The organism is Bradyrhizobium stylosanthis, from assembly GCF_001641335.1.
In the GTDB taxonomy this organism is placed as follows: Bacteria; Pseudomonadota; Alphaproteobacteria; order Rhizobiales; family Xanthobacteraceae; genus Bradyrhizobium; species Bradyrhizobium stylosanthis.
Map to the genome: position 1 here is coordinate 2375873 of NZ_LVEM01000001.1, position 24954 is coordinate 2400826.

At 63.3% G+C, this 24954-nt stretch carries 24 protein-coding genes; 10 read left to right on the forward strand and 14 right to left on the reverse strand.

The window, feature by feature from the left end:
- Position 1: 1 nt before the first annotated feature.
- From A7X65_RS11510 to A7X65_RS11525, 4 genes are all read right to left on the reverse strand, one after another.
- Positions 2–676, reverse strand: coding sequence for a response regulator transcription factor (locus A7X65_RS11510; protein ID WP_063684643.1), 675 nt, complete (start codon positions 674–676; stop codon positions 2–4).
- A 142-nt stretch (positions 677–818) separates the two neighbouring features.
- On the reverse strand, positions 819–1592 hold the full coding sequence (locus A7X65_RS11515) for an SDR family NAD(P)-dependent oxidoreductase (RefSeq protein ID WP_063684644.1): 774 nt from the start codon (positions 1590–1592) through the stop codon (positions 819–821).
- Between the two features lie 148 nt (positions 1593–1740).
- Positions 1741–2499 (reverse strand): sulfite exporter TauE/SafE family protein, encoded by a 759-nt coding sequence (locus tag A7X65_RS11520; RefSeq protein ID WP_063684645.1) that lies wholly within the window; start codon positions 2497–2499, stop codon positions 1741–1743.
- A 406-nt stretch (positions 2500–2905) separates the two neighbouring features.
- Positions 2906–3676, reverse strand: coding sequence for an alpha/beta fold hydrolase (locus A7X65_RS11525; protein ID WP_063684646.1), 771 nt, complete (start codon positions 3674–3676; stop codon positions 2906–2908).
- A 215-nt stretch (positions 3677–3891) separates the two neighbouring features.
- On the opposite strand from A7X65_RS11525, the gene A7X65_RS11530 reads away from it, so the two are divergent.
- The 3 genes from A7X65_RS11530 (at position 3892) to A7X65_RS11540 (ending at position 7332) form a co-directional block, all read left to right on the forward strand.
- Positions 3892–4854: an AraC family transcriptional regulator gene (locus A7X65_RS11530; RefSeq protein WP_063684647.1), complete on the forward strand. Its 963-nt coding sequence runs from the start codon at positions 3892–3894 to the stop codon at positions 4852–4854.
- A 195-nt stretch (positions 4855–5049) separates the two neighbouring features.
- Positions 5050–5991, forward strand: coding sequence for an ABC transporter substrate-binding protein (locus tag A7X65_RS11535; protein WP_167358232.1), 942 nt, complete (start codon positions 5050–5052; stop codon positions 5989–5991).
- Between the two features lie 138 nt (positions 5992–6129).
- The gene (locus A7X65_RS11540; RefSeq protein WP_245323395.1) at positions 6130–7332 is read left to right on the forward strand and encodes an acyl-CoA dehydrogenase family protein; all 1203 of its coding nucleotides are present in this window, start codon (positions 6130–6132) and stop codon (positions 7330–7332) included.
- A gap of 295 nt (positions 7333–7627) precedes the next feature.
- On the opposite strand, the gene A7X65_RS11545 is transcribed toward A7X65_RS11540, so the two are convergent.
- The 5 genes from A7X65_RS11545 to A7X65_RS11565 all read right to left on the reverse strand — a co-directional run bounded on the left by A7X65_RS11545 (position 7628) and on the right by A7X65_RS11565 (position 13485).
- Positions 7628–8017 (reverse strand): cyclic nucleotide-binding domain-containing protein, encoded by a 390-nt coding sequence (locus A7X65_RS11545; RefSeq protein ID WP_063684650.1) that lies wholly within the window; start codon positions 8015–8017, stop codon positions 7628–7630.
- Positions 8018–8082: 65 nt separating this feature from the next.
- A complete protein-coding gene (locus tag A7X65_RS11550; protein ID WP_245323397.1) occupies positions 8083–9738 on the reverse strand; it encodes an arylsulfatase in 1656 nt (551 codons plus the stop codon).
- A gap of 763 nt (positions 9739–10501) precedes the next feature.
- Positions 10502–11593, reverse strand: a complete 1092-nt coding sequence (locus tag A7X65_RS11555; RefSeq protein WP_063684651.1) for a TRAP transporter substrate-binding protein — start codon at positions 11591–11593, stop codon at positions 10502–10504.
- A gap of 203 nt (positions 11594–11796) precedes the next feature.
- Positions 11797–12939 (reverse strand): Mrp/NBP35 family ATP-binding protein, encoded by a 1143-nt coding sequence (locus A7X65_RS11560; RefSeq protein ID WP_063684652.1) that lies wholly within the window; start codon positions 12937–12939, stop codon positions 11797–11799.
- Between the two features lie 108 nt (positions 12940–13047).
- Positions 13048–13485, reverse strand: a complete 438-nt coding sequence (locus tag A7X65_RS11565; protein ID WP_063684653.1) for a VOC family protein — start codon at positions 13483–13485, stop codon at positions 13048–13050.
- A 197-nt stretch (positions 13486–13682) separates the two neighbouring features.
- Here A7X65_RS11565 and A7X65_RS11570 point away from each other — a divergent pair, with 197 nt between their 5' ends.
- The 6 genes from A7X65_RS11570 (at position 13683) to A7X65_RS11595 (ending at position 19260) form a co-directional block, all read left to right on the forward strand.
- Positions 13683–14555, forward strand: a complete 873-nt coding sequence (locus A7X65_RS11570) for an NAD(P)-dependent oxidoreductase (RefSeq protein WP_063684654.1) — start codon at positions 13683–13685, stop codon at positions 14553–14555.
- A 22-nt stretch (positions 14556–14577) separates the two neighbouring features.
- Complete coding sequence (gene nhaD / locus A7X65_RS11575) at positions 14578–15855, forward strand: sodium:proton antiporter NhaD (RefSeq protein ID WP_063684655.1); 1278 nt, start codon at positions 14578–14580, stop codon at positions 15853–15855.
- A gap of 137 nt (positions 15856–15992) precedes the next feature.
- A complete protein-coding gene (locus tag A7X65_RS11580; protein WP_063684656.1) occupies positions 15993–17588 on the forward strand; it encodes a sensor histidine kinase in 1596 nt (531 codons plus the stop codon).
- A gap of 44 nt (positions 17589–17632) precedes the next feature.
- Entirely contained in the window at positions 17633–17836 is a 204-nt protein-coding gene (locus A7X65_RS11585) for a DUF1289 domain-containing protein (protein WP_063684657.1), read from the forward strand.
- Between the two features lie 28 nt (positions 17837–17864).
- Positions 17865–18419, forward strand: coding sequence for a TIGR02281 family clan AA aspartic protease (locus A7X65_RS11590; protein ID WP_063684658.1), 555 nt, complete (start codon positions 17865–17867; stop codon positions 18417–18419).
- Between the two features lie 172 nt (positions 18420–18591).
- On the forward strand, positions 18592–19260 hold the full coding sequence (locus A7X65_RS11595) for an outer membrane protein (protein WP_063684659.1): 669 nt from the start codon (positions 18592–18594) through the stop codon (positions 19258–19260).
- A 54-nt stretch (positions 19261–19314) separates the two neighbouring features.
- On the opposite strand, the gene dusA is transcribed toward A7X65_RS11595, so the two are convergent.
- Positions 19315–20310 (reverse strand): tRNA dihydrouridine(20/20a) synthase DusA, encoded by a 996-nt coding sequence (dusA, locus tag A7X65_RS11600; protein WP_082884891.1) that lies wholly within the window; start codon positions 20308–20310, stop codon positions 19315–19317.
- Positions 20311–20445: 135 nt separating this feature from the next.
- On the opposite strand from dusA, the gene A7X65_RS11605 reads away from it, so the two are divergent.
- Complete coding sequence (locus tag A7X65_RS11605) at positions 20446–21573, forward strand: site-specific integrase (protein ID WP_063684661.1); 1128 nt, start codon at positions 20446–20448, stop codon at positions 21571–21573.
- A gap of 125 nt (positions 21574–21698) precedes the next feature.
- Here A7X65_RS11605 and A7X65_RS11610 read toward each other — a convergent pair whose 3' ends face one another.
- Genes A7X65_RS11610 through trbF form a run of 4 tightly spaced genes read right to left on the reverse strand, consistent with a single transcriptional unit; the run spans position 21699 to position 24951 of the window.
- Complete coding sequence (locus tag A7X65_RS11610) at positions 21699–21944, reverse strand: DUF2274 domain-containing protein (RefSeq protein ID WP_063684662.1); 246 nt, start codon at positions 21942–21944, stop codon at positions 21699–21701.
- A 3-nt stretch (positions 21945–21947) separates the two neighbouring features.
- Positions 21948–23231, reverse strand: coding sequence for a TraB/TrbI/VirB10 family type IV secretion system protein (locus A7X65_RS11615; protein ID WP_063684663.1), 1284 nt, complete (start codon positions 23229–23231; stop codon positions 21948–21950).
- The gene (gene trbG / locus A7X65_RS11620) at positions 23228–24250 is read right to left on the reverse strand and encodes a P-type conjugative transfer protein TrbG (protein ID WP_063684664.1); all 1023 of its coding nucleotides are present in this window, start codon (positions 24248–24250) and stop codon (positions 23228–23230) included. Before trbG ends, A7X65_RS11615 begins: the two co-directional genes overlap by 4 nt.
- On the reverse strand, positions 24247–24951 hold the full coding sequence (gene trbF, locus A7X65_RS11625) for a conjugal transfer protein TrbF (RefSeq protein ID WP_063684665.1): 705 nt from the start codon (positions 24949–24951) through the stop codon (positions 24247–24249). The genes trbG and trbF overlap by 4 nt, the downstream gene beginning before the upstream one ends.
- Between the last annotated feature and the right edge of the window lie 3 nt (positions 24952–24954).

Consider the following 24954-nt stretch of genomic DNA (forward strand, 5'->3'; position numbering starts at 1 on the left):
GCTATTTCTCCTCCGCCATCAGATAGCCGACGCCGCGGATGGTGTGGATCACGACCTTGGCGCCGTGTTCAGTGAGCTGCTTGCGCAACCGCGAGACGTAGACCTCGACCGCGTTGGAGGCGACATCGCCTTCGAGCCCGAAGATGTGGTCCTCGACGTTCTTCTTCGGCACCACCCGCCCCTGCCGGCGCAGCAGGATCTCCAGCACCGAGGTCTCGCGCGCGGAGATGATCCGCGGCTGGTCGTCGACGAAGATCTGGCGGCTCTCGGTGTCGTAGACGAGATTGGCGAGGCGCAGCGAGCGGCCGAGCAGCTGGCCGGGGCGGCGCAGGATCGCCTCCAGCCGCGCCACCAGCTCCTCCATCGCGAACGGCTTTGCCAGATAGTCGTCGGCGCCGCTGCGCAGGCCGCTGACGCGGTCCTGCAGGCCGCCGCGCGCGGTCAGCACCAGCACCGGCAGCGGCTCCATCTGCCGGCGCAGCTCGCGCAGCACCGACAGGCCGTCGCCGTCGGGAAGCCCGAGGTCGAGGATCATCGCGGCGTAGCTGACGCTGCTGACCGCCTCGCGCGCCTCGGCCGCGCTGCCCACGATGTCGCTCTCGTAGCCCGCAGCCGACAGCCCCGCGGCCACGAGCCGCGCCAGCTCGGCATTGTCCTCGACGATCAGAAGGCGCATCGCGTGTCCGGAACAGTATTCATGTCAGCTCACGGCTCGCGCCGCATCTTCGCTCTCTTCCACCATCCACGCCGTTTCGGCCAGCAAAAAGGCGGGCCTCGCCCGGCCTTTTGCCCTTGTCAGGCTCATGTAAGCCGCAAGCCTACGCCGCCGGAAGCGACACGCCGGTCAGCTCGCTGAGCCTCTCGATGAGCGCGTCCTGGAAGTTCGGGTCGGCCGCCTCACCGGCGGGCTGCTCCTGCCGCAGGTGATGCCAGTAGCGGCCGCTGACCATCGCGGCCGGCTCCTCGCTGACGGCGAGCCAGGACTGTGTCCGCTGCCCGGTGTCGAGGTCCACGGGGGCGCCCGCACCGCCCATTCTGGTGCGGACCCAGCCGGGATCGACCGCATTGCTCAGAACCTGCGGCCAGCGCCGCGCCAGCGCAAAAGCCAGCGCGACCGCATGCAGCTTGCTCTCCGCATAAGCCTTTGCCGCATCCCAGCTGCGCCCGGTCCAGTCGAGATCGTGCAACGATCCCTCGCCGCCGCGATGCAGGCCGCTGCTGAGATAGACCAGCCGCTTCGGCCGTTCGATCAGCGCCGTCAGCAGGTACGGCGCCAGCGTGTTGATCGCCAGCGTGCCGGCATGCCCCTCCGCAGTCGCAGCGCGGCTGTCCTGGGTGTAGACACCGGCATTGTGGATGATCGCATCCATGCGTCCGATCGCATTGACCTGATCGGCGATGCCCTTGGTCTCGGCCGCGCTCCTGAGGTCGCCAACCACAACTCCCGCGGCGCGCGAAGTGAAGTCCGCGACCGCCGCGGCGCGATCGGCCGATCGCGCATGCAGCACCACGCGGTGCCCCTGATCGAGCAGCGACTGCGCCGCCGCCCGGCCGAGACCGTCCGTGCTGCCGGTGATGAAGACGATCGCCATGCGTTGCTCCCTGGTCTGTCGCGGCGCGCAAGCCCGACGTCGGGGCCCTGCGCGTCCGCGATGGCCTGCGACATTGTTCGTCGCCGACCTCGTTCATCCAGTCAACGCTTTTGCCGCCGGCGCGATCCATAGCGTCGCGGCGCGTGCTTCAGGCGAGATATCCGGACACGCCGTCCCACAGCAGCTTGAACGGCGTGACCACCAGCAATCCGTAGCAGGCGCGAAAGATCTGCTGCTGGTCGAGCCGCCCGTGCAGGCGCCAGCCGAGCCACACGCCGGCGGGAATGGCGAGGAGGCAAATCGCCATCACGATCCATTCGTTGCCGCTCGGGCGCACCAGCAGCAGCCACGGCAGCGCCTTGGTCGCATTGCCAACGGTGAAGAACAGGCTCGTCGTTCCCGCATAGACCTCCTTGCTGAGGCCGAGCGGCAGCAGATACATCGCAAGCGGCGGTCCGCCGGAATGCGCGACCATGGTCGTGACGCCCGAGGCGAGACCAGCGGCGACCGCCTTCGGCCTCGAGCGCGGCGCGATGACCACCTTCGGATCGCTAGAGAACCACAGGCCGACAAAGACGAGCGTGACGAGCGCCATCACGATCGCGACAGCGCGGTGGTCCAGCGCGCGAAACAGGAGATAGCCGAGGGCGATGCCGATAAGGAGCCCAGGCAACAGCAAGACGAGGTCCGGCTTCGACCAGGTCGAGGGCTTCCAGTAGCGCAGCGCGAACAGGTCCATCGCGATGAACAGCGGCGCGAGCAGGCCGCCGGCCGTCACCGGGTCCATCACGACGGACAGCAGCGGAATGCCGACGATGGAGAATCCGCCGCCGAACGCGCCTTTCATGAAGCAGATCAGGAACACGCCGGCGAAGGCGATGAGGATGGTGGTGGCCGTCAGATCCATAGCGGCATCCCCGGCCCCTGCTCGGCTCTACGAAGCCCGACGCGATGTGTCCTCTGTCCGGAAAAACAGGCCGGGCAACGCCGAGGGCACGCCGAACACCAATCCGATGAATGCGAGAAACAGGTCGAGATAACTGACGGTCATTTCGTGGCTCCGTGGTCCGGGAACGAGCCCGGTGCAATGCTTTGATTGCATGGAATATGATCCGATCTAAACCTCAGTACAATAATAACATTGATCTCGGTGCAATTTGGGCGCCATCCCTCGACCTCAGCGGCCCTTGCCGTGACCGGCATCACGTTCGGATTGCTGGTCGCATTCGACAGGTTGATCGACGGATGATGCCAGGCGCGCTGCTGCGCTCGCTGCGAGATCTCCCGGCGCTTTCGCGCCGGGAGTAGTCCGTTCACTTCACAAGCGCTGCCTTCTCGATGACCTCGGCGACTTCTTGCGCGTGCACGACGAGCGAGGCATGGCTGCCGGCGATTTCCGTCGTCTGGGCCTTCATCCTGGCTGCGAACGACTTCTGGGCCTCGGGCGCGATGACCCTGTCCTTCGTGGTGATGACGTCGAACGTCGGCTTGTCATGCCAGGCCGCAATGGTGACGGGGGCCTCGAACGCGGCGACACTCAACGGAAGCTGCGAGTGAGCCAGATGCTCGGCGACCTCCGGGGGAAGGTCGGCCGCGACGGCGGACGGAAACACCTTGGGATCGATGTACAGATTGCCCTTCGCGTCGGGATGGATCGCGCTGCCACCTTCGGTCGGCGGGCCGGCCTTTGACAGCGCCGCCAGGGACTCACCCACCTCCGGCGCGAAGGCGGACACATAGACCAGCGCCGAGACCCTGGGATCGTCGCCGGCTTGCGTGATCACCATGCCGCCCCAGGAGTGGCCGACCAGAACGGTCTTGCCGGCCTGCTTTGCGAGCACCTGCTTGGTCGCATCGACATCGGCCTGCAGGGAGGTGAGCGGATTTTCGACGAGCGTGACGTTGTAGCCTTTCTTCGTGAGAATATCGGCAACGGGCTGCCAGCTCGTCTGATCCACGAAAGCGCCGTGCACGAGCACGATGTTGTGGGCTGCGCCCTTGGGCAGTTCGGCTGAACGGGCGAAGCCCATCAACGTTGACCCGGCCAGAAGTACGGTGGCAGCTGAAAGAAGGATATGTCGCATTGAATGGTCCTGTTGGAATGTCGGACGAATACAGTCCGTGGGGGAATGGACAGGCGTTTCCAGTAAGGTCGCGGTTTTCCATCCGCCGTTGGCGAAATGGTTGCCCCACCTGGCGTCGGCCCGCCGCGGGATGAGGTAGTCCGCAGACCTTCGGCCAACAGCGATCAATCGTCCGGATGTTGTGTCCGATCGTCCATCGGACTAACTTGGACGGCATGGACATCCTCGCCCAGGTGCTGGATCGCGTTCGTCTCGGTGGGACGCTGCTCTTTCACTTCGAGCTCGGCCATCCCTGGCACCTTGAGTTGCCGACGCGCCCCTACGCCTTGTTTCACTACCTCAGCCATGGCTCAGCGACTCTCGCGCTTGAACAGGGTGAGGAAATGCAGATGACCGCGGGCGATTTTGTCGTCATCACACGCGGCGAGCCCCATGTGTTTTATTCGGATCGCCGGGCCAAGCCGCTGCGGATCATCGATATCGATCGCATGTCCCCGCGTCTTGGCGTCGTTCGACACGGCAGCCGTACGAAGCCGCACGCGACCATGATCTGCGGCAACTTCACGGTGTCACGCCCATTGTTCGGCAATGTGCTGGAACTGCTCCCGCCCGTGCTCCTGCTGAAGCCGACGGCGGATGGCGGCTGGCTCGAAGCGATCCTGCGGCGCATGGTCAGCGAGTCCGCGACCGAGCGCCCCGGCCAAGGCGTCGCGCTGTCGCGATTGACGGAAGTGCTCTTTGTCGAAGTGCTCCGAAGCTGGATCGCTTCTCTCAGTCCCGGACAAGGCGGCTGGCTCGGGGCCATATCCGATCCGCACATCGGACCGGCACTGAAGCTGATCCACGAAAACCCGGAGCGGCCCTGGACGCTGAGCGACCTTGGTCAGCGCGTGGGGCTCGGTCGCTCGGTCTTTTCGGCGCGCTTTACCAAGCTCGTCGGTCAATCCATGCATCGTTACGTGATCGAACGCCGGATGGCGGAAGCGGCATTCCTGCTGGAAACCAGCGACGAGCCGATCGCACGGATTGCGAGCCGGGTCGGTTACGAGACGGCGGCGGCATTTTCGAAACTGTTCCATCGGCATCAGGGCCAATCGCCCGGCCGGTACCGGGCAGCGCGACGCTCCGACACCGGCATGCGGCATGGAGACGCTCAGGAAGCAGAAGTCGCCGATTGACTCCGGCTCCGATGCGGGCGCCGGATTGGTCGTATGTCCGCGCGGCCGTTGCTCAAACTCGGTCCCCGTCTGTATAACGAGCCCGTCACCCTGATCGATCAGCCTCGCGGGACAATTTGCGGCCGGGGCCCGGCCTGAATGAGACGGAGCGGTGAGAAGATGGACCGGCGTTCGTTTTTGGTCTTGGCCGCATCGATGGCAAGCTGCTCCCGGACTGCTGCTGCGCAGAGCAGCCCGAAAGCCCTCAAGATCGGATGGCTGACAGCGCAGCGGGAAGCGAGCCTCACGCCCTACCTCGCCGCCCTGCGCCAGGGCTTCAGCGACCTCGGCTATGCCGAGGGACAGAACCTTTTCATCGACTATCGGTTCGGCAACGACCAGGTCGGTGACGTGCCCTCACTTGCGGCAGAGCTGGTGAAATCCGGCGTCAAGCTCATCGTCGCTCAAGGGGCTGCCGTGTCCGAACTCGCAAAGCTCTCTTTGCCCGTTCCCGTCGTCTACATCTTCAGCGGCGATCCCGTGGCGGCAGGCTTCGCCGATGGCCTCGCCCGTCCGCGTGGCAACATGACGGGCGTCACCCTGATGGCTGCCGAGCTCAACGGCAAGAGGCTGGAGATCCTGCGCGACATCGTACCAGGGCTCCGACGCGTCGCCATCATCGCGAACCCTGAGCATCACGGCGTCAATCTCGAGAAGGCCAATTCCGAGCAAGCCGGGCAGCGCCTCGGCGTCGATATCGATTACTATCCAACGGCCTCGCCGAGGGAACTGGAAGACGCCTTTGCCAGCATCAGGACCAAACCGGTCCAGGCCGTCTCGATCTTCTCGGACGGCTTTGCGGTCCAGAATCGAAAAACGATCATCGACTTCGCCTCGGATCAGCGCGTCCCGGCGATTGCCGCGTGGTCTCTCTTCGCGAGAAGCGGTGCCATCTGCACATACGGGCCGTTGCAGTCCGAGCAATACCGGCGCCTCGCGGCGTATGTCGATCGCATCGCAAAGGGCGCCAAGCCTTCCGATCTGCCAATCCAGCAGCCGACGAAGTTCGAGACCGTCGTCAATTTGAAGACGGCCAAGGCCCTCGGCCTTTCGCTGCCTCCGACATTGCTGGCCAGCGCCGACGAAGTAATTGAATGAGCTGTCACCGCGCCTTCCGCGCGGCGGCAAAAACGGGCGGTGTTGCTCAAATCCGGCCCGTCTATATAACGAGCTCGCGTCACCGTAACCGATGGCCTCGATCCCCTGCGAGCGCCATGGTCGGACACGAGTGATCAAGTGCCAGCGCTCCGCCGGGGCGAGTGTCGACCGGAGTTAGTTATGTCTCATCAAGACGACAGCCTTGCCGCGAAGATCGAAACGTTTGTCCGTGCGGAAGTCATTCCCTACGAGAAAGATCCGCGGACAGGTCCTCACGGCCCGAGCGACGAGCTCGTGCAGGAGCTGCGCGACAAGGCGCGCAAGGCCGGCGTCCTGACGCCGCATATTCTGCCGGACGGATCTCATCTCACGCAACGCGAGACCGCAAAAGCCCTGATCAAGACCGGCCTCTCGCCGCTCGGGCCGCTGGCGTGCAACACCATGGCGCCGGACGAAGGCAATATGTACCTGCTGGGCAAGGTCGGAAGCAGCGAGCAGAAATCGCGGTTCCTCGAGCCGCTCGTGTCGGGCAAGGCGCGCTCGGCGTTCTTCATGACCGAGCCTGCGGATGCGGGCGGCGCCGGATCCGATCCGTCGATGATGCAGACGACGTGCCGTCTGGACGGCAATCACTGGGTCATCAACGGCCGAAAGAAGTTCATCACCGGGGCCGAGGGCGCAAAAGTCGGCATCGTCATGGCGAAGTCGAACGACGGCGCCTGCATGTTCCTCGTCGATCTGCCCAATCCCGCGATCCGCACGGTGCGCGTGCTGGATACGATCGACAGCTCGATGCCCGGCGGACATGCCGAGATCGACATCGAAAATCTTCGCGTGCCCGCCGACCAGATGCTCGGCGCGTCCGGCGACGGTTTCAAATATGCCCAGATCCGACTGAGCCCTGCCCGCCTGTCGCACTGCATGCGCTGGCTGGGCCTGGCGATCCGCGCCAACGAAATCGCCACCGACTATGCCTGCCGCCGCCAGGCGTTCGGCAAACCGCTGGTCGATCACGAGGGCGTCGGCTTCATGCTGGCGGAGAATTTGATCGATCTCAAGCAATCGGAGCTGATGATCGACTGGTGCGCGAGCGTGCTCGATACCGGCTCCCTCGGGACGAGCGAAAGCTCCATGGCGAAGGTGGCCGTGTCGGAAGCCCTGATGCGCGTCGCCGATCGCTGCGTCCAGGTGATGGGCGGCACCGGCGTCTCGACCGAGACGATCGTCGAGCAGGCCTTCCGCGAGATCCGCGCATTCCGGATCTACGACGGCCCGACCGAAGTTCACAAATGGTCACTGGCCAAGAAGATCAAGCGCGACTGGAAAGCAGGGCAACACTGACGCCCGGAGAAGCACGCAGGACGTAGGATGGGTAGAGCGAAGCGAAACCCATCCTACAACGTTCCCCCGGGCTAGTCCGCCTCCAGCGCCTTTCGTTGATGCGGTCGATTGTGGCCCTGAAGGTCTCCGCGGCCACCTTGATGGCCGTCCTGCGGGTTTCGATGAAATTGGTGATCGTGAGCGCGGTTGCAAGCAACAGAGCCGCCAGCACGAACAGGGACAACACGGTGACGAATATCGGAATCCGTGGACTTCGGCCTGCGGGACGCATGGCTGTCAGCTCCACAACTCGTCTTCACGTTGACAGGTCGTTGATGCGCTTGGACAGGTAGTCGACCCAGTATCGAAGAAACGGGTCGGCCTCCTCGAGTTTTTGCTTGAGCCTGCTCTCGCTCACCGCCAGGAGCTCGCAGCCATTCTCGGTGTAGGCCGTAGCAGCGCGCTGCGCCCCGGCCATCAGCGCATGCACGCCAAACATCTGGGGCGGCGTCAGCCTGGTGACGGCGCGTTGCTGCTCGGTTCCGAACCTGAGGAAAATGGTAACGTCACCGCGAAGAAGAACATAGGCGATCGTTCCGATCTCGCCTTCTGCGAAGATAGTCGAACGGGCGGGAAAGACTCTTCTGCCCAGTCCTTCCCGGATGGATGCGATCGGGGCGTCGCTCGTCTTGGGTTCGATGATCATTGGCATCGCGCTCCGGCGACCGACAACAGCGCCGCTCGGGTTCACGACATTCTATGTCGACCGTCTCACTCGCCGTGCTTGTTCAGCTTCTTCATCGCGTCATCGACGGCCTTCTTCATGCTGAGCGTGTCCGCTCCCTGGCCCGGTGGAAACGCGGCCAGGCTTTCCAGATGAGCCTGCACGAAAGGTCCGGCGGCCGTCGGCGCCCAAAGCTTCTGCGCGAAGAACTTTCGCCCTGCATAGCCCCATTCGTGCGACTCGGGATCCATCTTCTCCATCGGATCCATCCGCAAATTGAAGACGTACGGGATGCTCGGATAGGACTTCTCGTTGAACCAGCTATTGTCCTTCTTGACGCCGAACGCGATCTTCCAGTCATCGACGCGTATCGCCATCAGATCGGTTTCGTCGTAGTAGAAGAACTCGCGGCGCGCGGACTTGTTGGATTTTCCGGTCCACAACGCCGTATTGTCGTAGCCGTCGAGATGCACCTTGTATTGGGTCGGCCCGAGCTGGGCGCCGGACAGCAGCTTCTCCTTGAGCCCGGTCTGGCCGGCCGCCGTCGCAAGCGTCAGATAGATATCCTCGTGCGCCTGCACCTCGTTGGAGACCTGTCCTGGCGGGATCTGTCCCGGCCAGCGTACCATGCAGGGAACGCGAACGCCGCCCTCCCACGTGGTCCCCTTCTCTCCCCTGAACGGCGCGTAGCCGCCATCGGGCCAGTACAACAATTCGTTTCCGTTGTCGGTCGTGTAGACGACGATCGTGTTGTTGGCGACGCCCAGATCGTCGAGCTTCTTCAACAAGGCGCCGACATGCTCATCGTGCTCGATCATGCGCGCACGCACCACGTCTTCCTCGGCGCGCCCCTCATCGACGGCCATCTGAACGTATTTTGGATTCGGGTGCGACCAGACGTGAATGGCCGTCGAGTTGAACCAGACGAAGAATGGCTGGTCGCCTTTGGCGTTGGTGTCCATCCATTTCAGCGTTTCGTCGAGCACTTCCTTGTCGATCGTTTCCATTCGCTTGCGTGACAGCGGGCCGGTATCCTCGAACCTTTGCTTGCCGACGCGGCCAAATTTCGGATCGGTGGTGGGGTCGTCGACATCCGTTGCCCATGCGCGCAGGACGCCGCGCGGGCCGAACTTCTGCTTGTATGCCGGATTCTTCTGGCCGGGATAGTCGAGCTCTTCCGGCTCTTCCTCTGCATTCAAGTGATAGAGGTTGCCGAACCAATAGTCGAAGCCATGCATGGTCGGCAGAAACTCGTTCCGGTCGCCGAGGTGGTTCTTGCCGAATTGTGCGGTCCGGTAGCCAAGCGGCTTCAGGACTTCGGCCAGGGTGGGATCTGTCTTTTGTATCCCGCGCGTTGAGCCTGGAATGCCGACCGTCGTCATGCCGGTCCGGATCGGCAACTGCCCCATGATGAACGCGGCGCGGCCGGCGGTACAGCTCGGCTGCCCGTAGTGATCGGTAAAAATGATTCCTTCCTTGCCGACGCGGTCGATGTTCGGTGTCCAGCCCATCAAGCCGTTGTTGTAGGCGCTGACGTTCCACATGCCGATGTCGTCGCCGAAGATGACAAGGATGTTGGGACGTCGGGCGGAAGCGGCTGGCTGGTTTTGTTGTGCCTGAGCCGCGGGAATGACAGCTCCCGGGCTCATCGCCGAAGCGGCGGCCATCGCGGTGCCGGCGAGCAGGATATTTCGCCGGCTCATGAATGGTCGATCCGACCTGCTGTTTGTGGGCTGACGACGCATTTCGACGGGATCTTCCGCGGTCTTGCTCATCGATGCCTCCTAGCGGTCTAGTATTTTCTCTTGATCGAATATCCTTCGCTTGGTCAGCGCTCCAGCGCAGCGCCCTTACTCTAGCCGCGATGTCGAGCCAGGGGATGTGCAGATCGTGCCATTCGTGGCGGAGCCTTCGGTCGCCATCCCAGCCAAATGGTCGCACCTGCTGCGGAGCGTCCGCGAGATTGATCAGCCTATAGCTTCTATGGATAATGGTACGGATGGATCGAGCCGATCCGCACGGCGCGCGACTTCGGATTATTCGATTCATGCATTCTGCCACTGTTTTGCCCGACGGGTCAAAGGGCCTCGTTGCTGCTCAGCAGAACTCCGCTCCATCGTCCGTCATTCCGAGCGCAGCAAAGCCAATCCGGTTCCTTCCGAACTCCGTATTGCTTCGCGCGGACCCGTTGGCTCGCCATGACGATGTGGAAGCAGACGGGACGCCGGTGTCGCTCCGAACACGGTCGGGCGAAAATCACCGTTTCGGCCACAATTGCCCGCCCCGCTGATTTGTCCCGACATGTCAGACGATTAGCCGCCTTGTTGAGCGACATGCCCTCGCCCCGTGTCTACTGTGCATGGGGTTGTTTTCGACGTTTTGTTTCGGATCCGGATTCTCGGCGCAAAGAAAAAGCCCGGCCTCTCCTGGAGGCCGGGCTTTCCGGTGTTTGCTACGTCTGAAAGATCAGCCGCGGGTGCGCGCGCGGATCATGAAGGTGTCGTAGGTGTACTCGGCGACCTGCCACCACAGATATTCGTCGGAGCGGTAGGCCTGCATGGCGTCGATCGACTTCTTGAAGTCGGCGTTCTTGGCCGAGATCTCGGCCCAGAGCTCGTTGGTCGACTTGAGGCAGGCTTCCAGCACTTCGTTGGTGAACGGACGAAGCTGGGTGCCGCCGGCAACCAGACGCTTCAGCGCCGCCGGGTTCTGCATGTCGTAGCGCGCGGCCATCCAGCTGTTGGCATTGGCCGCCGCGTTGGTGAGGATCGCCTGGTAGTTCTTCGGCAGCGAATTCCACTTGTCGAGGTTGGTGAAGGCGTGGACGGTCGGACCGCCCTCCCAGAAGCCCGGATAGTAGTAGTACTTGGCGACCTTGGCGAAGCCGAGCTTCTCGTCATCGTAGGGGCCGACCCACTCGGCCGCGTCGATGGTGCCCTTTTCCAGCGCCGGGTAGATGTCGCCGCCGGCGAGCTGCTGCGGCACGACGCCGACCTTCTGCAGCACCTGACCGGCGATGCCGCCGATGCGCATCTTGAGGCCCGAGAGATCCGCAACGGTCTTGATCTCCTTGCGGAACCAGCCGCCCATCTGGGTGCCGGTGTTGCCGCAGGGGAAGCCGATCACGTTCGACTTCTTGAAGAACTCGTTGCCGAGCTGCTCGCCGCCGCCCTGGTACCACCAGGAGTTCTGCTGGCGCGCATTGAGGCCGAACGGCACCGAGGCGTAGATCGCCCAGGTCGGGTCCTTGCCGACATAGTAGTAGGAGACGGTGTGGCACATCTCGACGGTGCCGTTCGAGGTCGCGTCGAGGGCCTGGAGACCCGGGACGACTTCGCCGGCGGCGAACACCTGGATCTGGAACTTGTTGTCGGTCATCTCGGCGACGTACTTCGCCAGCTGCTCGCCGCCGCCATAGATGGTGTCGAGCGACTTCGGGAAGCTCGACGTCAGGCGCCACTTGATCTCGGGCGAGGACTGCGCGATCGCCGGCGAGGCCACCGCGGCGGTCGCCGCCGCGCCTGCTGCCGACACTTTCAGAAAATCACGACGCTTCATCTTCAGGTCTCTCCTTGCTGGGGCGTTTCCCCTAGACTTCCTCTTTGCCGCCGCTCATGCCGGCAACGCGTTATGGGCCGCGTCGCACCGAAGGGGCTTGACTGCCGTGGCCTTTAACACGGACGGCCCGGTTTCGGAACGCGACAATGGCATGACGGGGGTCTACGAAAGTCGCATGCCCCCAATGGATTGGCCGGGCCTCCTCAGGCCGTGGCGATGACGCCCTTGAGCTGGTCCCGGACCTGTCCCGCAATGGCGCGGTAGATCGCCGCATGGGGACCGTCCGGCTCGCTGTCGACCACGGGGTTGCCGGCGTCCGAGGTGGCGCGAATCGCCATGTGCAAGGGGATCTCGCCGAGGAACGGTACCCCGAGCTTCTCGGCCTCGTGCCGCGCCCCGCCATGGCCGAAGATGTCGGATTTCGTGCCGCAATGCGGGCACTGGAAATAGCTCATGTTCTCGACGATGCCGAGCACGGGCACGTTGACCTTCTTGAACATCGCAAGGCCCCGGCGGGCATCGATCAGCGACAGGTCCTGCGGGGTCGAGACGATCACGGCGCCCTTCAGCGGCACGTTCTGCGCCAGCGTGAGCTGGGCATCGCCGGTGCCCGGCGGCATGTCGACGACCAGCACGTCGAGCGTGCCCCAGGCGACGTCGCGCAGCATCTGCGTCACCGCCGACATCACCATCGGACCGCGCCAGATCATTGCGGTCTCTTCCTCCACCAGGAAGCCGATCGACATGATGGCAAGGCCGAAGCGGCGAAGCGGAATCATCTTGCGCTCGCCGTCCAGCTCCGGCTTCTCGTGCAGGCCGGTCAGGCGCGGCACCGAGGGGCCGTAAATGTCGGCATCGAGCAGCCCGACCTTGAGGCCGAGGTCGCGCAAGCCCAGCGCGAGGTTGAGCGCGGTGGTCGACTTGCCGACGCCGCCCTTGCCGGAGGCGACCGCGATCACGGCGGCGACACCCGGAATTTCGGACTGCCGCGCCATCGGCGACTGGGCACCGCCCTGCGGCGGCGGCTTGTGGGCGTGGACGGGCTGCACGCCGGGCGCGCCGCGGCTCGGCTGCGGGGGCGGCGGCGGTGCGGAGCCCGCCTTGCGCTCGGCGGTCAGTGCCACCATCACCGTGGTCACGCCGGGAATGGCGCGCACCGCGGCCTCCGCCTCGCCCCGGATCGGCTCCCAGGCCCGCGCCTCGGCGGCATCAACGTTGATCGAGAAGAACACCTTGCCGTCGGAGGCGCTGATCGGGCTCAGCACATTGGCATTGGTGAGCGCGACCCCGCGCGGCGACTTGATCCGGGCGAGGCTGTCGAGAACCTGTTGCTGCGTCACGCTCAAAGCGCATCTCCTGCAGAGAGCAAGATCCGGAAACGTGTGAAGCGGTGTTCCGGCCGGATCATGCTCAGGACTTTAGGATGCCCCATTAGAGCGGAAACGCCCAAAAGGCTACTGCCTGCCGATATCGTCTGCCATCTCGACGGGCGCGGCCCCCTGCTCCAGGGCGGCCTCGTAATTCAGCTCGATCATGACCCCGTTGGGGTCGTGGACGAAGATCTGCCAGAGGTCGCCGCCGGGCACCTGGCGGGAGTCGAATGTCATCCCCTTGGACGTCAGCCGCTGCTTCATGCCGTCAAACCCGCGGCTGACGAAGGCGACGTGGTGGACAACGCCGGAATCCGGCTTTTGCGGCTCGGCGGTCGGCGAAATATCGACGAGGTGCACCACAGCCTTGCCCTCGCTGTACATCCAGGCCCCCGGGAAGGCGAAATTCGGCCGGGCGCCTTTTTCCAGGCCGAGCACGTCCTCGTAGAAGCGAACCGTCTCGGCCAGATTCCGGGTCCGGATGTTGAAGTGATCGAGGACACCCACGCTCACGCCGCCCATGCTTTTCGCTCCCTTGTTTTGAAGTCCTTGAGGTCCGCCATCCTAGCACAGGAGGCCGCCAAACGAAGCCGTTGCCCTCCGGCCCATAGGGTTTATGGTGCCCCCGGTCCGCTTCCTCGGCGGAACCTCAAATTGCCGCCTGGGCGTCCCTCGCCCGGCTATAACCGTAAAACTCAAACTACGGACAAGGTACCACAATGGCTAAAGTCGCTTTCCTCGGTCTCGGCGTGATGGGCTTCCCCATGGCCGGACACCTCGTGAAAAAAGGGGGCCATGAGGTCACCGTCTATAACCGCACCGCGGCCAAGGCGAAGGAATGGGCGGACAAGTTCGGCGGCAAGACCGCGGCCACCCCGAAGGCCGCCGCCGAGGGCCAGGATTTCGTGATGTGCTGCGTCGGCAACGACAACGATTTGCGCTCTGTGACGATCGGCGCTGACGGCGCGTTCGCCGGCATGAAGAAGGGCGCGACCTTCGTCGACCACACCACCGCCTCCGCCGAAGTCGCGCGCGAGCTCGATGCGGCCGCGACCAAGGCCGGCTTCAAGTTCATCGACGCCCCGGTCTCCGGCGGCCAGGCCGGCGCCGAGAACGGCGTGCTCACCGTGATGTGCGGCGGCGCGCAGGATGCCTATGCCGGCGCCGAGCCGATCATCACGGCCGCCTATGCGCGCATGTGCAAGCTGCTCGGGCCCGCCGGAAGCGGCCAGCTGACCAAGATGGTCAACCAGATCTGCATCGCCGGTCTGGTTCAGGGTCTCTCCGAGGGCATCCACTTCGCCAAGAAGAGCGGCCTCGACGTCGCCGACGTGATCGAGACCATCTCGAAGGGCGCAGCGCAGTCCTGGCAGATGGAGAACCGCTACAAGACCATGAACGATAACAAGTACGATTTCGGCTTCGCAGTCGAATGGATGCGCAAGGACCTCTCGATCGCGATCGCGGAAGCCCGCCGCAACGGCGCCAACCTGCCCGTCACCGCGCTGGTCGACCAGTTCTATGCCGAAGTCGAGAAGATGGGCGGCAAGCGCTGGGATACGTCGAGCCTGCTCGCGCGCCTCAATCGCTGAGATCTGACGAACTGCTCCCGCCTTGCTGATCGCGATCGCCGCCATCTTCGTCCTTGCCTACGCGGCGATCGCGCTCGAGCACCCGCTTGGCGTCAACAAGAGCGCCTCCGCGCTGCTCGGTGCGGGGCTGCTATGGACCATCTACGCGGTCGCGACGGGCGACCATGCGCTGGTCGGCCGGCAGCTCGACGAATCCGTCGGCTCCACCGCGCAGATCGTCTTCTTCCTGATCGGCGCGATGACCATCGTCGAGGTGATCGACGCCCATGACGGCTTCGAGGTCATCACCTCGCTGATCCGCACCACGAGCCAGGTCACGCTGATCTGGCTGATCGGCTTCGTCACGTTCTTCCTCAGCGCGATCCTGGACAATCTGACGACCACCATCGTCATGATCTCGCTGATCCAGAAGCTGATCGCCCGTCGCGACGACCGCCTGCTGTTCGCTTCGCTCATCGTGATCGCCGCCAATGCCGGCGGCGCCTGGACCGTGATCGGCGACGTCACCACGACCATGCTGTGGATCGGCGGACAGATCACGCCGGTGAAGATCATGGGCGCGGTGTTTCTGCCCTCGCTGCTCAATCTGCTGGTGCCGCTCGTCTTCATCAGCTTCTCGCTCAGGGGCAAGACCATCGCACCGCCGCCGAAGGACGATGGAGTCCTGGCTGTCGACAGGTTCGAGCGCAATTTGATGTTCTATCTCGGGCTTGGCACGCTGATCGCGGTGCCCGCGTTCAAGGCGGTCACGCATCTGGCGCCGTTCATGGGCATCCTGTTCGGGCTCGGCGTGCTCTGGCTTGTCGGTGAGATCGTGCACCGTCACAAGGACGAGCATGTCCGCCAGCCGCTCACGCTGGTTCACGCACTGACGCGGATCGACATGAGCTCGATCGTGTTCTTCGTCGGCATCCTGCTCGCCGTCGCCTGCCTCGACCATGCCGGCCTGCTGTCGATGGTCGCCAAATGGCTCGATGCCACGATCGGCCGCCAGGACATCATCGTGATCGTGCTCGGCCTACTCAGCGCCATCATCGACAACGTGCCGCTGGTCGCTGCGACCATGGGCATGTACGACCTCGCGCATTATCCGCCGGACAGCTTCATCTGGGAGTTCATCGCCTATTGTGCCGGCACGGGCGGCTCGATCCTGATCATCGGCTCGGCCGCGGGCGTTGCAGCCATGGGCCTCGAGCGGATCGAGTTCCTCTGGTACGCCCGCCGCATCGCCGGCCCCGCGCTGGCGGGCTATCTGGCCGGCGCAGTGGTGTACATCGCCCAGCACGGCGCGCTGCACTGAGGGCGCGGACCGGCAGGAAATTAACGCCGGGTTAACGTAATTCTTTAGCTCCTTAAGTCACCTCTTAAGGATTTCTTGCCAGAGATAGACAATGCAGAAGGCCCGCGCCCGGCGCGGGCAGGAATCGTTGTTGTTCGATGAGTAACCCCGCTGAAAAGCCTGAAGTTGTCCAGCTTCCGGCCGAGCCGGTAAGCGCTCCATCGGCGAGCAGCCGAAGGGCTGCGTCGCAACGGGTGCGCGAGGCACGCGATAAGTTAACGTCGACCAGCGGAACCCGGCCGGCCTTCGACGCCGAGATGCTGCGCCAATATGCCCAGACACGGCTGTCGGCCTCCTATGTCGTGATGCTGCTGGTGGTCGCAACCGGCGTGCTGTTCGGGCTGTGGATGCAGCCGATCCCGGCCGCGGCCTGGACCGCCGGCATGCTTTGCATTCATGCCGCGCTGATCCGCAGCTGCCATCGCTTCCTGGCCGAACCCACCTCGCCCGCGGCAACGCGCGCCTGGCGCACCCGCTTCGTCGTGCTCGACCTGCTCTATGGCCTGTGCTGGATGGCGATCCTGATCCATCCCGTGCTCGACATGGTCACGGAAACGCTGATGATGTTCCTGATGCTGCTGGTGATCGCAGTGTCGAGCATGCTGGCAGCGAACCTGCCGATCGCAGCGCTGGCCGCCACCGCCCCGGTCGCTGTCGCGATGGCGCTGAGCTTCGTGATGACCGGCTCGCTGGACAATTACATCCTGGCTGCGCTGGCAATCGCGGCCGAAGGCTATTTCGTGTTGCTGGCGCATCGCCTGCACTCCTCGACCTTCGCCACGCTCGAGGCCCGCGCCGAGAAGGACGCGCTGATCGGCGAGCTGGAACAGGCCAAGGCGATCTCGGACGAGGCGCGTCACCGCGCCGAATCCGCCAACGTCGCCAAGTCGCGCTTCCTCGCGCAGATGAGCCACGAGCTGCGCACGCCGCTCAATGCGATCCTCGGTTTCTCCGAGGTGATGAAGAGCGAGATCTTTGGCGCGCATGCAGTGCCGGTCTACAAGGAGTACTCGGCGGACATCCATAATTCCGGCGTGCACCTGCTCAACCTCATCAACGAAATCCTCGACCTGTCGCGGATCGAGGCCGGCCGCTACGAGCTCAACGAGGAAGCGGTGTCGCTGGTCGGCATCGTCGCCGACTGCCATCATCTGATGAAGCTGCGCGCGTCCAGCCGCGGCATCACCATCCACGAAGTATTCGAGCAGGCGATGCCGCGGCTCTGGGCCGACGAGCGCGCGATCCGTCAGGTCGTTCTCAATCTGCTCTCGAACTCGATCAAGTTCACCCCGCAGGGCGGCGAGATCTGGCTCAAGGCCGGCTGGACCGCCTCGGGCGGACAATACCTCTCGGTGCGGGATTCCGGTTCCGGAATCCCCGAGGACGAGATCCCGGTGGTTCTCGCCTCGTTCGGCCAGGGCTCCAACTCGATCAAGTCGGCCGAACAGGGCGCGGGCCTGGGCCTGCCGATCGCCAAGAATCTGATCGACCTGCATGGCGGCACGTTCACGCTGAAATCGAAGCTGCGGATCGGCACCGAGGTGATCGTCACCTTCCCGCCGGAGCGGGTGATGAGCGCGCTGGCGCCGCTCTCGGACGATTCTCCGCCGCTCCAGCCCGAAGGTTCCATGGTGCCCGACGAGAAGCGCCGGCCGCGCCACAAGCCGATCATGAGCGCAGGCACGGGCTCTTAACCAGATGCTTGCCGACATGCCCGACAATCCTCCACTATGTCCGAATGAGCAAAGAAACGCCGTGCGTCGCCGTCTGCATGATCGATCCCAAGACCAAGCTGTGCTTCGGCTGCGGCCGCACCTTGCCGGAGATCGCGCGCTGGCACGCCATGGACAGCGCGGAACGACTCTCGGTCATGGCGCTGCTGCCCGCGCGCATGGCCGACGCCGGACTGACGCCGATCGGGGGATCGCCGAAACGCGGCTGACCGGCCTGCGCGCTCGTGGAGGCGCGCGATGATCCGCCTTCTGCTCGTTCTCGTCATGCTCGCCGGCACCGCGGGCGCCGTCGTTGCCTATGGCGATCCCGATCGGATCGCACGCGCGAGCCACAAGGTCTCGCACATCTTCCGCGGACAGATTGCCTCCCCGGCGCCGGCCGTGCAGATCCCGCGCGGCCAGGGCGGCGAATTCGCGCTGCGCGCCAAAATCAACGGCGTCGCCGCACCGATGGTGATCGACACAGGCGCGACCTCCGTGGTGCTGACCTGGGAAACCGCCAAGGCGATCGGGCTGCCGCTGGAGATGCTCGAATACAATGTCGACTTGGAGACCGCGGGCGGCCACACCAAGGCGGCGCGGCTCACGATCGACCGCCTCGCCGTCGGCCATCTCGTTGAGAAATCGGTGCCGGCGCTCGTCGTGCAGCGCGGACAGATGAAGACAAATCTGCTCGGCATGAGCTTCCTCGACCGCCTGGAAAGCTGGGGCGTGCGCGCCGACAAGCTGATGCTCACGGGCTATCCGGAGCTCCAGGGCGGCCACCGCCGCCAGCGCACGGCGATCGACTAATCCTTCCACTCCCGCCACGACGACCCCGGGCGATCCATCGAATGCACGGGAGTGTGGCTTTCGGGCTATTTACAAACCGTCTAGTCGGTTTATAACGGACGCCATTCCCGGATCGGGGTTGGACGAGTGCCGCATTCCCAGGGGGAACGCGGCCAAGTGGGAGATTGAGATCATGACTGCCAGAGCTGCCCTACGGTGCGCGATGCGCGCCCTGCCCCTCGCCGCGGCCTTCGCCGCAGGCACCGCCAGCGCTGCGGACCTGTCGCCGCGCTATGCGGCACCCGCCTCCGCCTACATGGCGCCGCAGCCGGTCTATTCGTGGACCGGTCTCTACGCGGGCTTCAATGCCGGCTATGCCGAAAGCGGCGACGATGCCTTCAACAATCTGGTCGGCGTCAGCGGCGGCAAGGTCAAGGGCGCCGTCGGCGGCGTGCAGATCGGCTACAATTATCAGCTCTCGCCGATGTTCGTGGTCGGCATCGAGAACGACTTCGAAGGCGGCGACATCAAGAACCACGACGCCCTCAACAGTGCCGCGGTGAGCGTTCCCTGGTACATGACCGGCCGCGCCCGCGCCGGTATCGCGACGATGGATTCACGGCTGCTGTTCTTCGGCACCGCCGGCCTTGCCGCCGGCGAGTTGAAGGACGGCCCGATCAACAAGATGAAGATGGGCTGGACCGCGGGCGGCGGCGTCGAGTGGGCGTTCCTGCCGAAATGGTCGGCCAAGGCCGAATATCTCTACACCGAGTTCAAGCACGACGATTTGCCGGACTGGAACGCCGCGAAATTCCACACCTTCCGCGTCGGCGTGAACTATCACTTCGACCTGTTCCGCTGAGAGCGATTGACGAAGAGCCGGATGCTGCGATCCGGCTCTTCAAGATGTTCGCGGCTAGGCCGCGGCCTCTGCGGGCGTGCGTGCACCGACATGCGCGATCGCATCGCGCAGCACGTCGAGCCCGGCGCCCGGCTTCACGCCCTGCTCGGCAAGATGCCGGCGGAAGGCGCGCGCGCCGGGGACGGCGTGGAATGCGCCGACGAAATGCCGCGTGATGGCGTGCAGCCGCGTGCCGCGTGCGAGCTGCGCCTCGATATAGGGCATCATCGCCTCGAACGCGTCCTGCATGGTCGCATGCGGCGCGGCTTCGCCGAAGATCTCGGAATCGACGGACAGCAGCCGCCACGGGTCTTGATAAGCAGCGCGCCCGAGCATCACGCCATCGACGTGCTGAAGATGCGCTTTCGCTTCATCGATGCCTGGGACGCCGCCATTGATGATGATGGGCACGTCAGGCATGGCGCGCTTGAGGCGATAGACGCGATCATAGTCGAGCGGCGGAATATCGCGGTTCTCCTTCGGCGACAGACCGTTGAGCCAGGCCTTCCGCGCGTGCACGATCAGCGCGTCGCAGCCTGCGGCGACCACCCCGCGCGCAATCGCATCGAGCGCGACTTCCGGATCCTGCTCGTCGATACCGATGCGGCACTTCACGGTGACGGGCACCGCAACTGCGGCCTTCATCGCAGCGACGCATCGCGCCACCAGCTCCGGCTCTGCCATGAGGCAGGCGCCGAAGCGGCCGTTCTGCACGCGATCTGACGGGCAGCCGACGTTGAGGTTGATCTCGTCATAGCCGAAGCCCTCGCCGATCCGCGCAGCCTCAGCGAGGTCGCGCGGATCCGACCCGCCGAGCTGAAGCGCGACAGGATGCTCGCTCGCGTCGAAGCCAAGCAGCCGCTGCCGATCCCCATGAATGACGGCGCCGGTCGTCACCATCTCCGTATAGAGCAGCGCCCGGCCCGTCAGATGACGGTGGAACACCCGGCAATGCCGGTCGGTCCAGTCCATCATGGGTGCCACGGAAAAGCGATAGTCTTGTGATTTCAATATTTTATCCTAAACTCTCAATAGGATGTAACAAGAACGACCACCCTTCAAACTGGCCGAAATTGCACACGTTTGTACCCGTTTTGACCTCTCAGCGCACACGTATCGCACACTATTTGGGGACTGCACACGACCATGGCCAGCTTCACTCAGTTGCCGTCTGGAAACTGGCGCGTCCAGGTTCGTCGCAAGAAGCGCTATGTGGCAGAGACCTTTCGGCGCCGCAAGGACGGTGAGGAATGGGCGCTCGACATGGAGCGCAATATTGATCGCAGCGGATCCCCAAAGCCGCGCGCGGCCGTCAAGGCCAAGACTTTTGCCGATGTTATCGATCTCCACGTCCAGGACATGCGCGAAGTCGGCCGCCCTCCCCGCCGATCCAAAGCAGCCGTGCTTGATGCGCTCAAGGAAGATCTGGGATCCACCAAAATACCCGAGTTAGATCGCGGGCGCCTGATTGAATATGGCAGAAAGCGAGCGAAGGAAGGCGCCGGGCCCGCGACCCTTGCGATCGACATGGCGTTCATCCGAACACTCGCAACACATGCCGCAGCCATCCATGGAATTGAGATATCTGCCGAAGAAGTTCGCCTAGCACGCGTGGCGCTGAAATATCTGGGTCTCGTCGGAAAGTCCCACGAGCGAGATCGACGACCAACTCAGGATGAGCTCGATGAGCTCATCGAATACTTTGAATCCAACTATCGGCAGGTCATCCCTATGGGTCGGATAGTTCGATACGCCGTCGCGACAGCGATGAGGCAGGAGGAAATATGTCGACCCGATTGGACTGATGTCGATATGAAGAAGCGCATCCTAGTGATCCGCGACCGCAAGGATCCAAGGAACAAGGAGGGCAACGACCAGAGAGTGCCACTTCTAAATTTAACGGGTTATGATGGTTGGGAGATATTGCTTCAACAACGCATCATCACTCGCGGTCTCGGTCGAGTATTTCCATATAATCACCGTTCAGTCAGCGCGGCTTTCACGCGAGCCTGCGATGAATTGAAGATCGATGATCTACATTTTCATGACCTGCGCCACGAAGGTACGAGCCGACTGTTTGAAGCCGGACTGACGATCGAGAAAGTGGCGCTAGTTACCGGTCACAAAGATTGGCGCACCTTGCGGCGATATACCAAATTGAAGCCTGAAGAACTTCATAAACTCCAGACGGCGCCACAGCCATCTCTCGAGGATCTCATGAGGGGCCTGGTCACCGGCCCGACAGCCATCGGACAAAGCTCCTCCAGCCTCTAATGCTATCATACGGCAAACCGGTCGACCGTGCTCAAGCGCATCGACCGGCGGCGCGTTCTCCTGGCGCTCAATCATTCCGATGTAGTTACGATTTAGGCCTGCTCTCTCTTGAGTAGCTATCGATCTTATTCCTTTTCGCGGCTGCCACCTAACAGTGCTCTCGCACCTTTGCTGCTTCTGCTTCGCTTGAAGGAAGAATCGCTATCAAGAAGCGCCTCAAGCATGAACGGTATCAGCTCCGCCACTTCTTCCTTGTTTCCGTAGGTCTCAGCATAGAAGTCGCCATACTCCTTCAGCCTCTGCGCAAGGCGGGGTGTGAGCACGATGCTCATTTTCACCGGGGCCCGGTCAGGCAGCTTCCCCAGCTTCATCCTTCACCTGCCCTTCGCCGTGCTCTGAACGTCCAGGTATGGCTTCAGAACCAAATCTTTCGAAACAATCACCCGCATCGGCCACCCCGGCCGCACCGTGATCGTCGGCTGGACGTCGAGCTCGCGCTCCACCAGGCGCTGGCCAGCACGATTAGTCGTTTGCTGCGCACTTTCCCGCAGCGCCTTAACAAGATCACTCTCGTCGTTTCCGATCGATAGCTGTGTCCCAACCCCGATTAAGGTCGCCAGGGCCACACCCTTGAGCAATTGCCAAGTGTGGAAGTCCACCTCGTCCTCGAGCCCGGCATAGCCCGCTACATCGGTGGCCGGAAGGTTCTCGATCACGATGGAGTTGCCGTTTGGCAGGATGAGCCGTGTCCAAACGACCAGCGCCCGCTTCTGGCCAAAGGCGACGACGCTATCGTATTTGCCCACGAGCCTGGTTCCTTGTGGGATCAGGAGATGCTCGCCGGTCACCGTGTCATAGACGTGCTCGGTCACTTGACCGATCGTGGTCCCGGGCAAGTCAGAATTCAGGCCGGTCACGAGACTGGCCGGGATGATTGAGCCCGCCGTCACGGCATAGGTCGATGGAGCTCGCTTGAGCGCATGAGGATTGGTGGTCTCCGTGTCGGCTTTGGCCGCCACGAAGGTCAGCTTTCGCGTTTGCGATGACGGGATGATCTCGCTGGACCTATCGATCATACCCTGCGCTGTCTTGGCCAAATCGGCGGCCGATGTTCCGGTGTCGGCGGTCGTCGGGCGAAAGTTGGCTGGAGCTGCAGCCGGCACATCCGTCGTACTGGCCTGCTTTCTCTTCTCCTGCTTCTCAGACAACCTGACGAATAGACCGGACTCCTTGGCTTGCTGAGCAATCCGGGCTTGCCGAACCCGCTCGGCTCTCTCGGCGTCCTCCTCGGGACTAGTCCGGAAACCTCCTTCCGTAGCCACACCAGCCTTCTTTTCGTTTTCTGCAAACGCGCGGCCTATGTCGCCAGGCGACGGCGGGCCGAGCCGTCGTGTCGAGGGAGTAAGATTCTCATAGGACTTCGGTAGCTTGCTGAGCCCTTCAGCTGTCTGCTTTCTGTCGGTATTGTAGAGCTCCGCCCGATCCGCGGACTTGAACACTCGCGGCGGACGGAGCGCGATGATTGTCGCCCCGGCAATGAACAGTGCAGCAATAGAGCAACCGATCATCAGTGCGCGCCGGTTCAGGCGCCGGATAGGCCGTGGCTTCGCCCGTAGCTCGAGGAGCTCTGGCGGGTCCTGGTTCAACCCATTCGTCATGATGCGCTCCCAATGCTAAGGGCCTGCGACCCGGGCCGGGCATCGATACGTATGATCCGGACAATGCGCTGCGGATTCTCACCGAGGCGGAGCTCGGCGGCACCGAACATCCGGTCAACGATGTAATAGGACCCGCGAACTCTGTAGTTGACGAGGTTCGGGCGGCCGTCCGCACCGGCCACGAACAACGGTGGCGCTTCGCCTTGGGACAGGCCTGACGGCATCTGGATGTAGACTTTGCGGCCGTCGTCAAAGGCCCGCAGCGGACGCCACGGCGGCTCGTCTCCCTCAATGCGGTAGCGGAAGCTCAGGCTGTCGAGCCTCACGCCGCGATCAGCGACCCGCTCCTCGTTCTCCTGGGCAACGGCGTTCTGCTTGTGGAGCGCAACGAGGGTGTCGGTCGGATAGGTCCACGAGATCGAAGCCATATAGGTCTGCTTCGTGGAGACGAGCTCGAGGTGATAGGCACGCCGGTCGGTCAGGACCACGAGGTTGGTTTGAATGTCCGGAAGGGTCGGCTTGATCAGGATATGAACCCGCCGAGCAGTGCCCTGCCCGCTCGCGGTGTCGCCGACGACCCAACGAACGGTATCGCCGGTAGAGACGTCGATCAGCTCTTCGCCAGACTGAAGCGTTATCGTCGAGACTTTCTCGGGGCTGGCGTAAAGCCGGTAAAGCGCGCCCTCCGTCCAGGGGTAGACTTGGATCGCGTTGATGTAGCCGGCTCGCGTAGGCTCCATCCTGGCCGCCTTATTGGCCTTGGCGATCGCCTCCTCGGGCGGCAGCTTTTCTTCCTTGGCGGCTTTCGTCGGAAGGGGCTTGAGCTGACCTGGTAGTGGCAAAACCTTGGGTGTCTCGACGACCGCAATCGGCTTGGGCGGATCCGTCTCCGGAAGCCCTTGCTCGAATGTCATCTCATCGTAAGGCGCCTCAAGATTGAGCTTGGTGGCACAGCCGCCAAGCAAGAGTGACAGAGTGAAGACGCTGGTCGACGCGAGTTTGATGGTAGCAGTTTTCATTTGGCGTCTCCGATGAGGTCACGTGACCAGTTGAGGGAATGGACGTAGAGGCCGAGCGGATTCTTCCGCAGCGTTTCGGCATCCGAGGGGGGCTTGAGGACCGTTGTGACGAGACCGGTGAAGCGCTCGGTCTTTGCGATAGTGCCGTTCTCGTAGGTGTTTTCCTTCCAACGAATCTCGAAGCTGTCGCTGGAGGCGCGCACCACGGACGTGACCTCTGACGTCACCGTCTTGGATCCGATTTTGGTGAAGGGATCGGCCTCACGCGCATAGTCGTTCAACGCTTGCGCGCCGCGGTCTGTGGCAAAGTCATAGGCGTGAAGCCAATTCGCTCGAACAATGACAGGGTCAATCGACAGTGAGCGAACGTTCTCGATAAAGCGCGCCAGGAAATGCGCGATCTGCGCGTCCGACGGCTGATAGACCTCGAGCGCCGGTCCGACCGCGCGAACCTCGCCGAGTCGATCGACCTCGACCACGTACGGCACGACGCCTGACCGCGCAATTTGGGCAAAGATGGTCAAACCAAGAATGCCCGAAAGACCGATGGTTGCTAGAGCCGCTAACCGCCAGTTGCTCGCCTGCACACGTGCCGAGCCGAGACGCTCGTCCCAGACTTGTGCTGCCTTCTGATAGGCCGTGACCGGTTCTGGCGTCTGGCCATAGCGTACAGACGCGCGCTGAAAGGGGTGATTTGCCATGAT

Coding starts and splice junctions, on each gene's coding strand:
- trbG (WP_063684664.1), bottom strand. CDS start 24,250: ATGAAAACTGCTACCATCAAACTCGCGTCGACCAGCGTCTTCACTCTG.
- A7X65_RS11515 (WP_063684644.1), bottom strand. CDS start 1,592: ATGGCGATCGTCTTCATCACCGGCAGCACGGACGGTCTCGGCCGGGCG.
- A7X65_RS11565 (WP_063684653.1), bottom strand. CDS start 13,485: ATGGGCGGCGTGAGCGTGGGTGTCCTCGATCACTTCAACATCCGGACC.
- A7X65_RS11610 (WP_063684662.1), bottom strand. CDS start 21,944: ATGAAGCTGGGGAAGCTGCCTGACCGGGCCCCGGTGAAAATGAGCATC.
- A7X65_RS11580 (WP_063684656.1), top strand. CDS start 15,993: ATGAGTAACCCCGCTGAAAAGCCTGAAGTTGTCCAGCTTCCGGCCGAG.
- A7X65_RS11550 (WP_245323397.1), bottom strand. CDS start 9,738: ATGAGCCGGCGAAATATCCTGCTCGCCGGCACCGCGATGGCCGCCGCT.
- A7X65_RS11510 (WP_063684643.1), bottom strand. CDS start 676: ATGCGCCTTCTGATCGTCGAGGACAATGCCGAGCTGGCGCGGCTCGTG.
- A7X65_RS11555 (WP_063684651.1), bottom strand. CDS start 11,593: ATGAAGCGTCGTGATTTTCTGAAAGTGTCGGCAGCAGGCGCGGCGGCG.
- A7X65_RS11615 (WP_063684663.1), bottom strand. CDS start 23,231: ATGACGAATGGGTTGAACCAGGACCCGCCAGAGCTCCTCGAGCTACGG.
- A7X65_RS11585 (WP_063684657.1), top strand. CDS start 17,633: ATGAGCAAAGAAACGCCGTGCGTCGCCGTCTGCATGATCGATCCCAAG.
- A7X65_RS11520 (WP_063684645.1), bottom strand. CDS start 2,499: ATGGATCTGACGGCCACCACCATCCTCATCGCCTTCGCCGGCGTGTTC.
- trbF (WP_063684665.1), bottom strand. CDS start 24,951: ATGGCAAATCACCCCTTTCAGCGCGCGTCTGTACGCTATGGCCAGACG.
- A7X65_RS11530 (WP_063684647.1), top strand. CDS start 3,892: ATGGACATCCTCGCCCAGGTGCTGGATCGCGTTCGTCTCGGTGGGACG.
- A7X65_RS11570 (WP_063684654.1), top strand. CDS start 13,683: ATGGCTAAAGTCGCTTTCCTCGGTCTCGGCGTGATGGGCTTCCCCATG.
- A7X65_RS11545 (WP_063684650.1), bottom strand. CDS start 8,017: ATGATCATCGAACCCAAGACGAGCGACGCCCCGATCGCATCCATCCGG.
- A7X65_RS11605 (WP_063684661.1), top strand. CDS start 20,446: ATGGCCAGCTTCACTCAGTTGCCGTCTGGAAACTGGCGCGTCCAGGTT.
- A7X65_RS11590 (WP_063684658.1), top strand. CDS start 17,865: ATGATCCGCCTTCTGCTCGTTCTCGTCATGCTCGCCGGCACCGCGGGC.
- A7X65_RS11525 (WP_063684646.1), bottom strand. CDS start 3,676: ATGCGACATATCCTTCTTTCAGCTGCCACCGTACTTCTGGCCGGGTCA.
- A7X65_RS11535 (WP_167358232.1), top strand. CDS start 5,050: ATGGCAAGCTGCTCCCGGACTGCTGCTGCGCAGAGCAGCCCGAAAGCC.
- A7X65_RS11595 (WP_063684659.1), top strand. CDS start 18,592: ATGACTGCCAGAGCTGCCCTACGGTGCGCGATGCGCGCCCTGCCCCTC.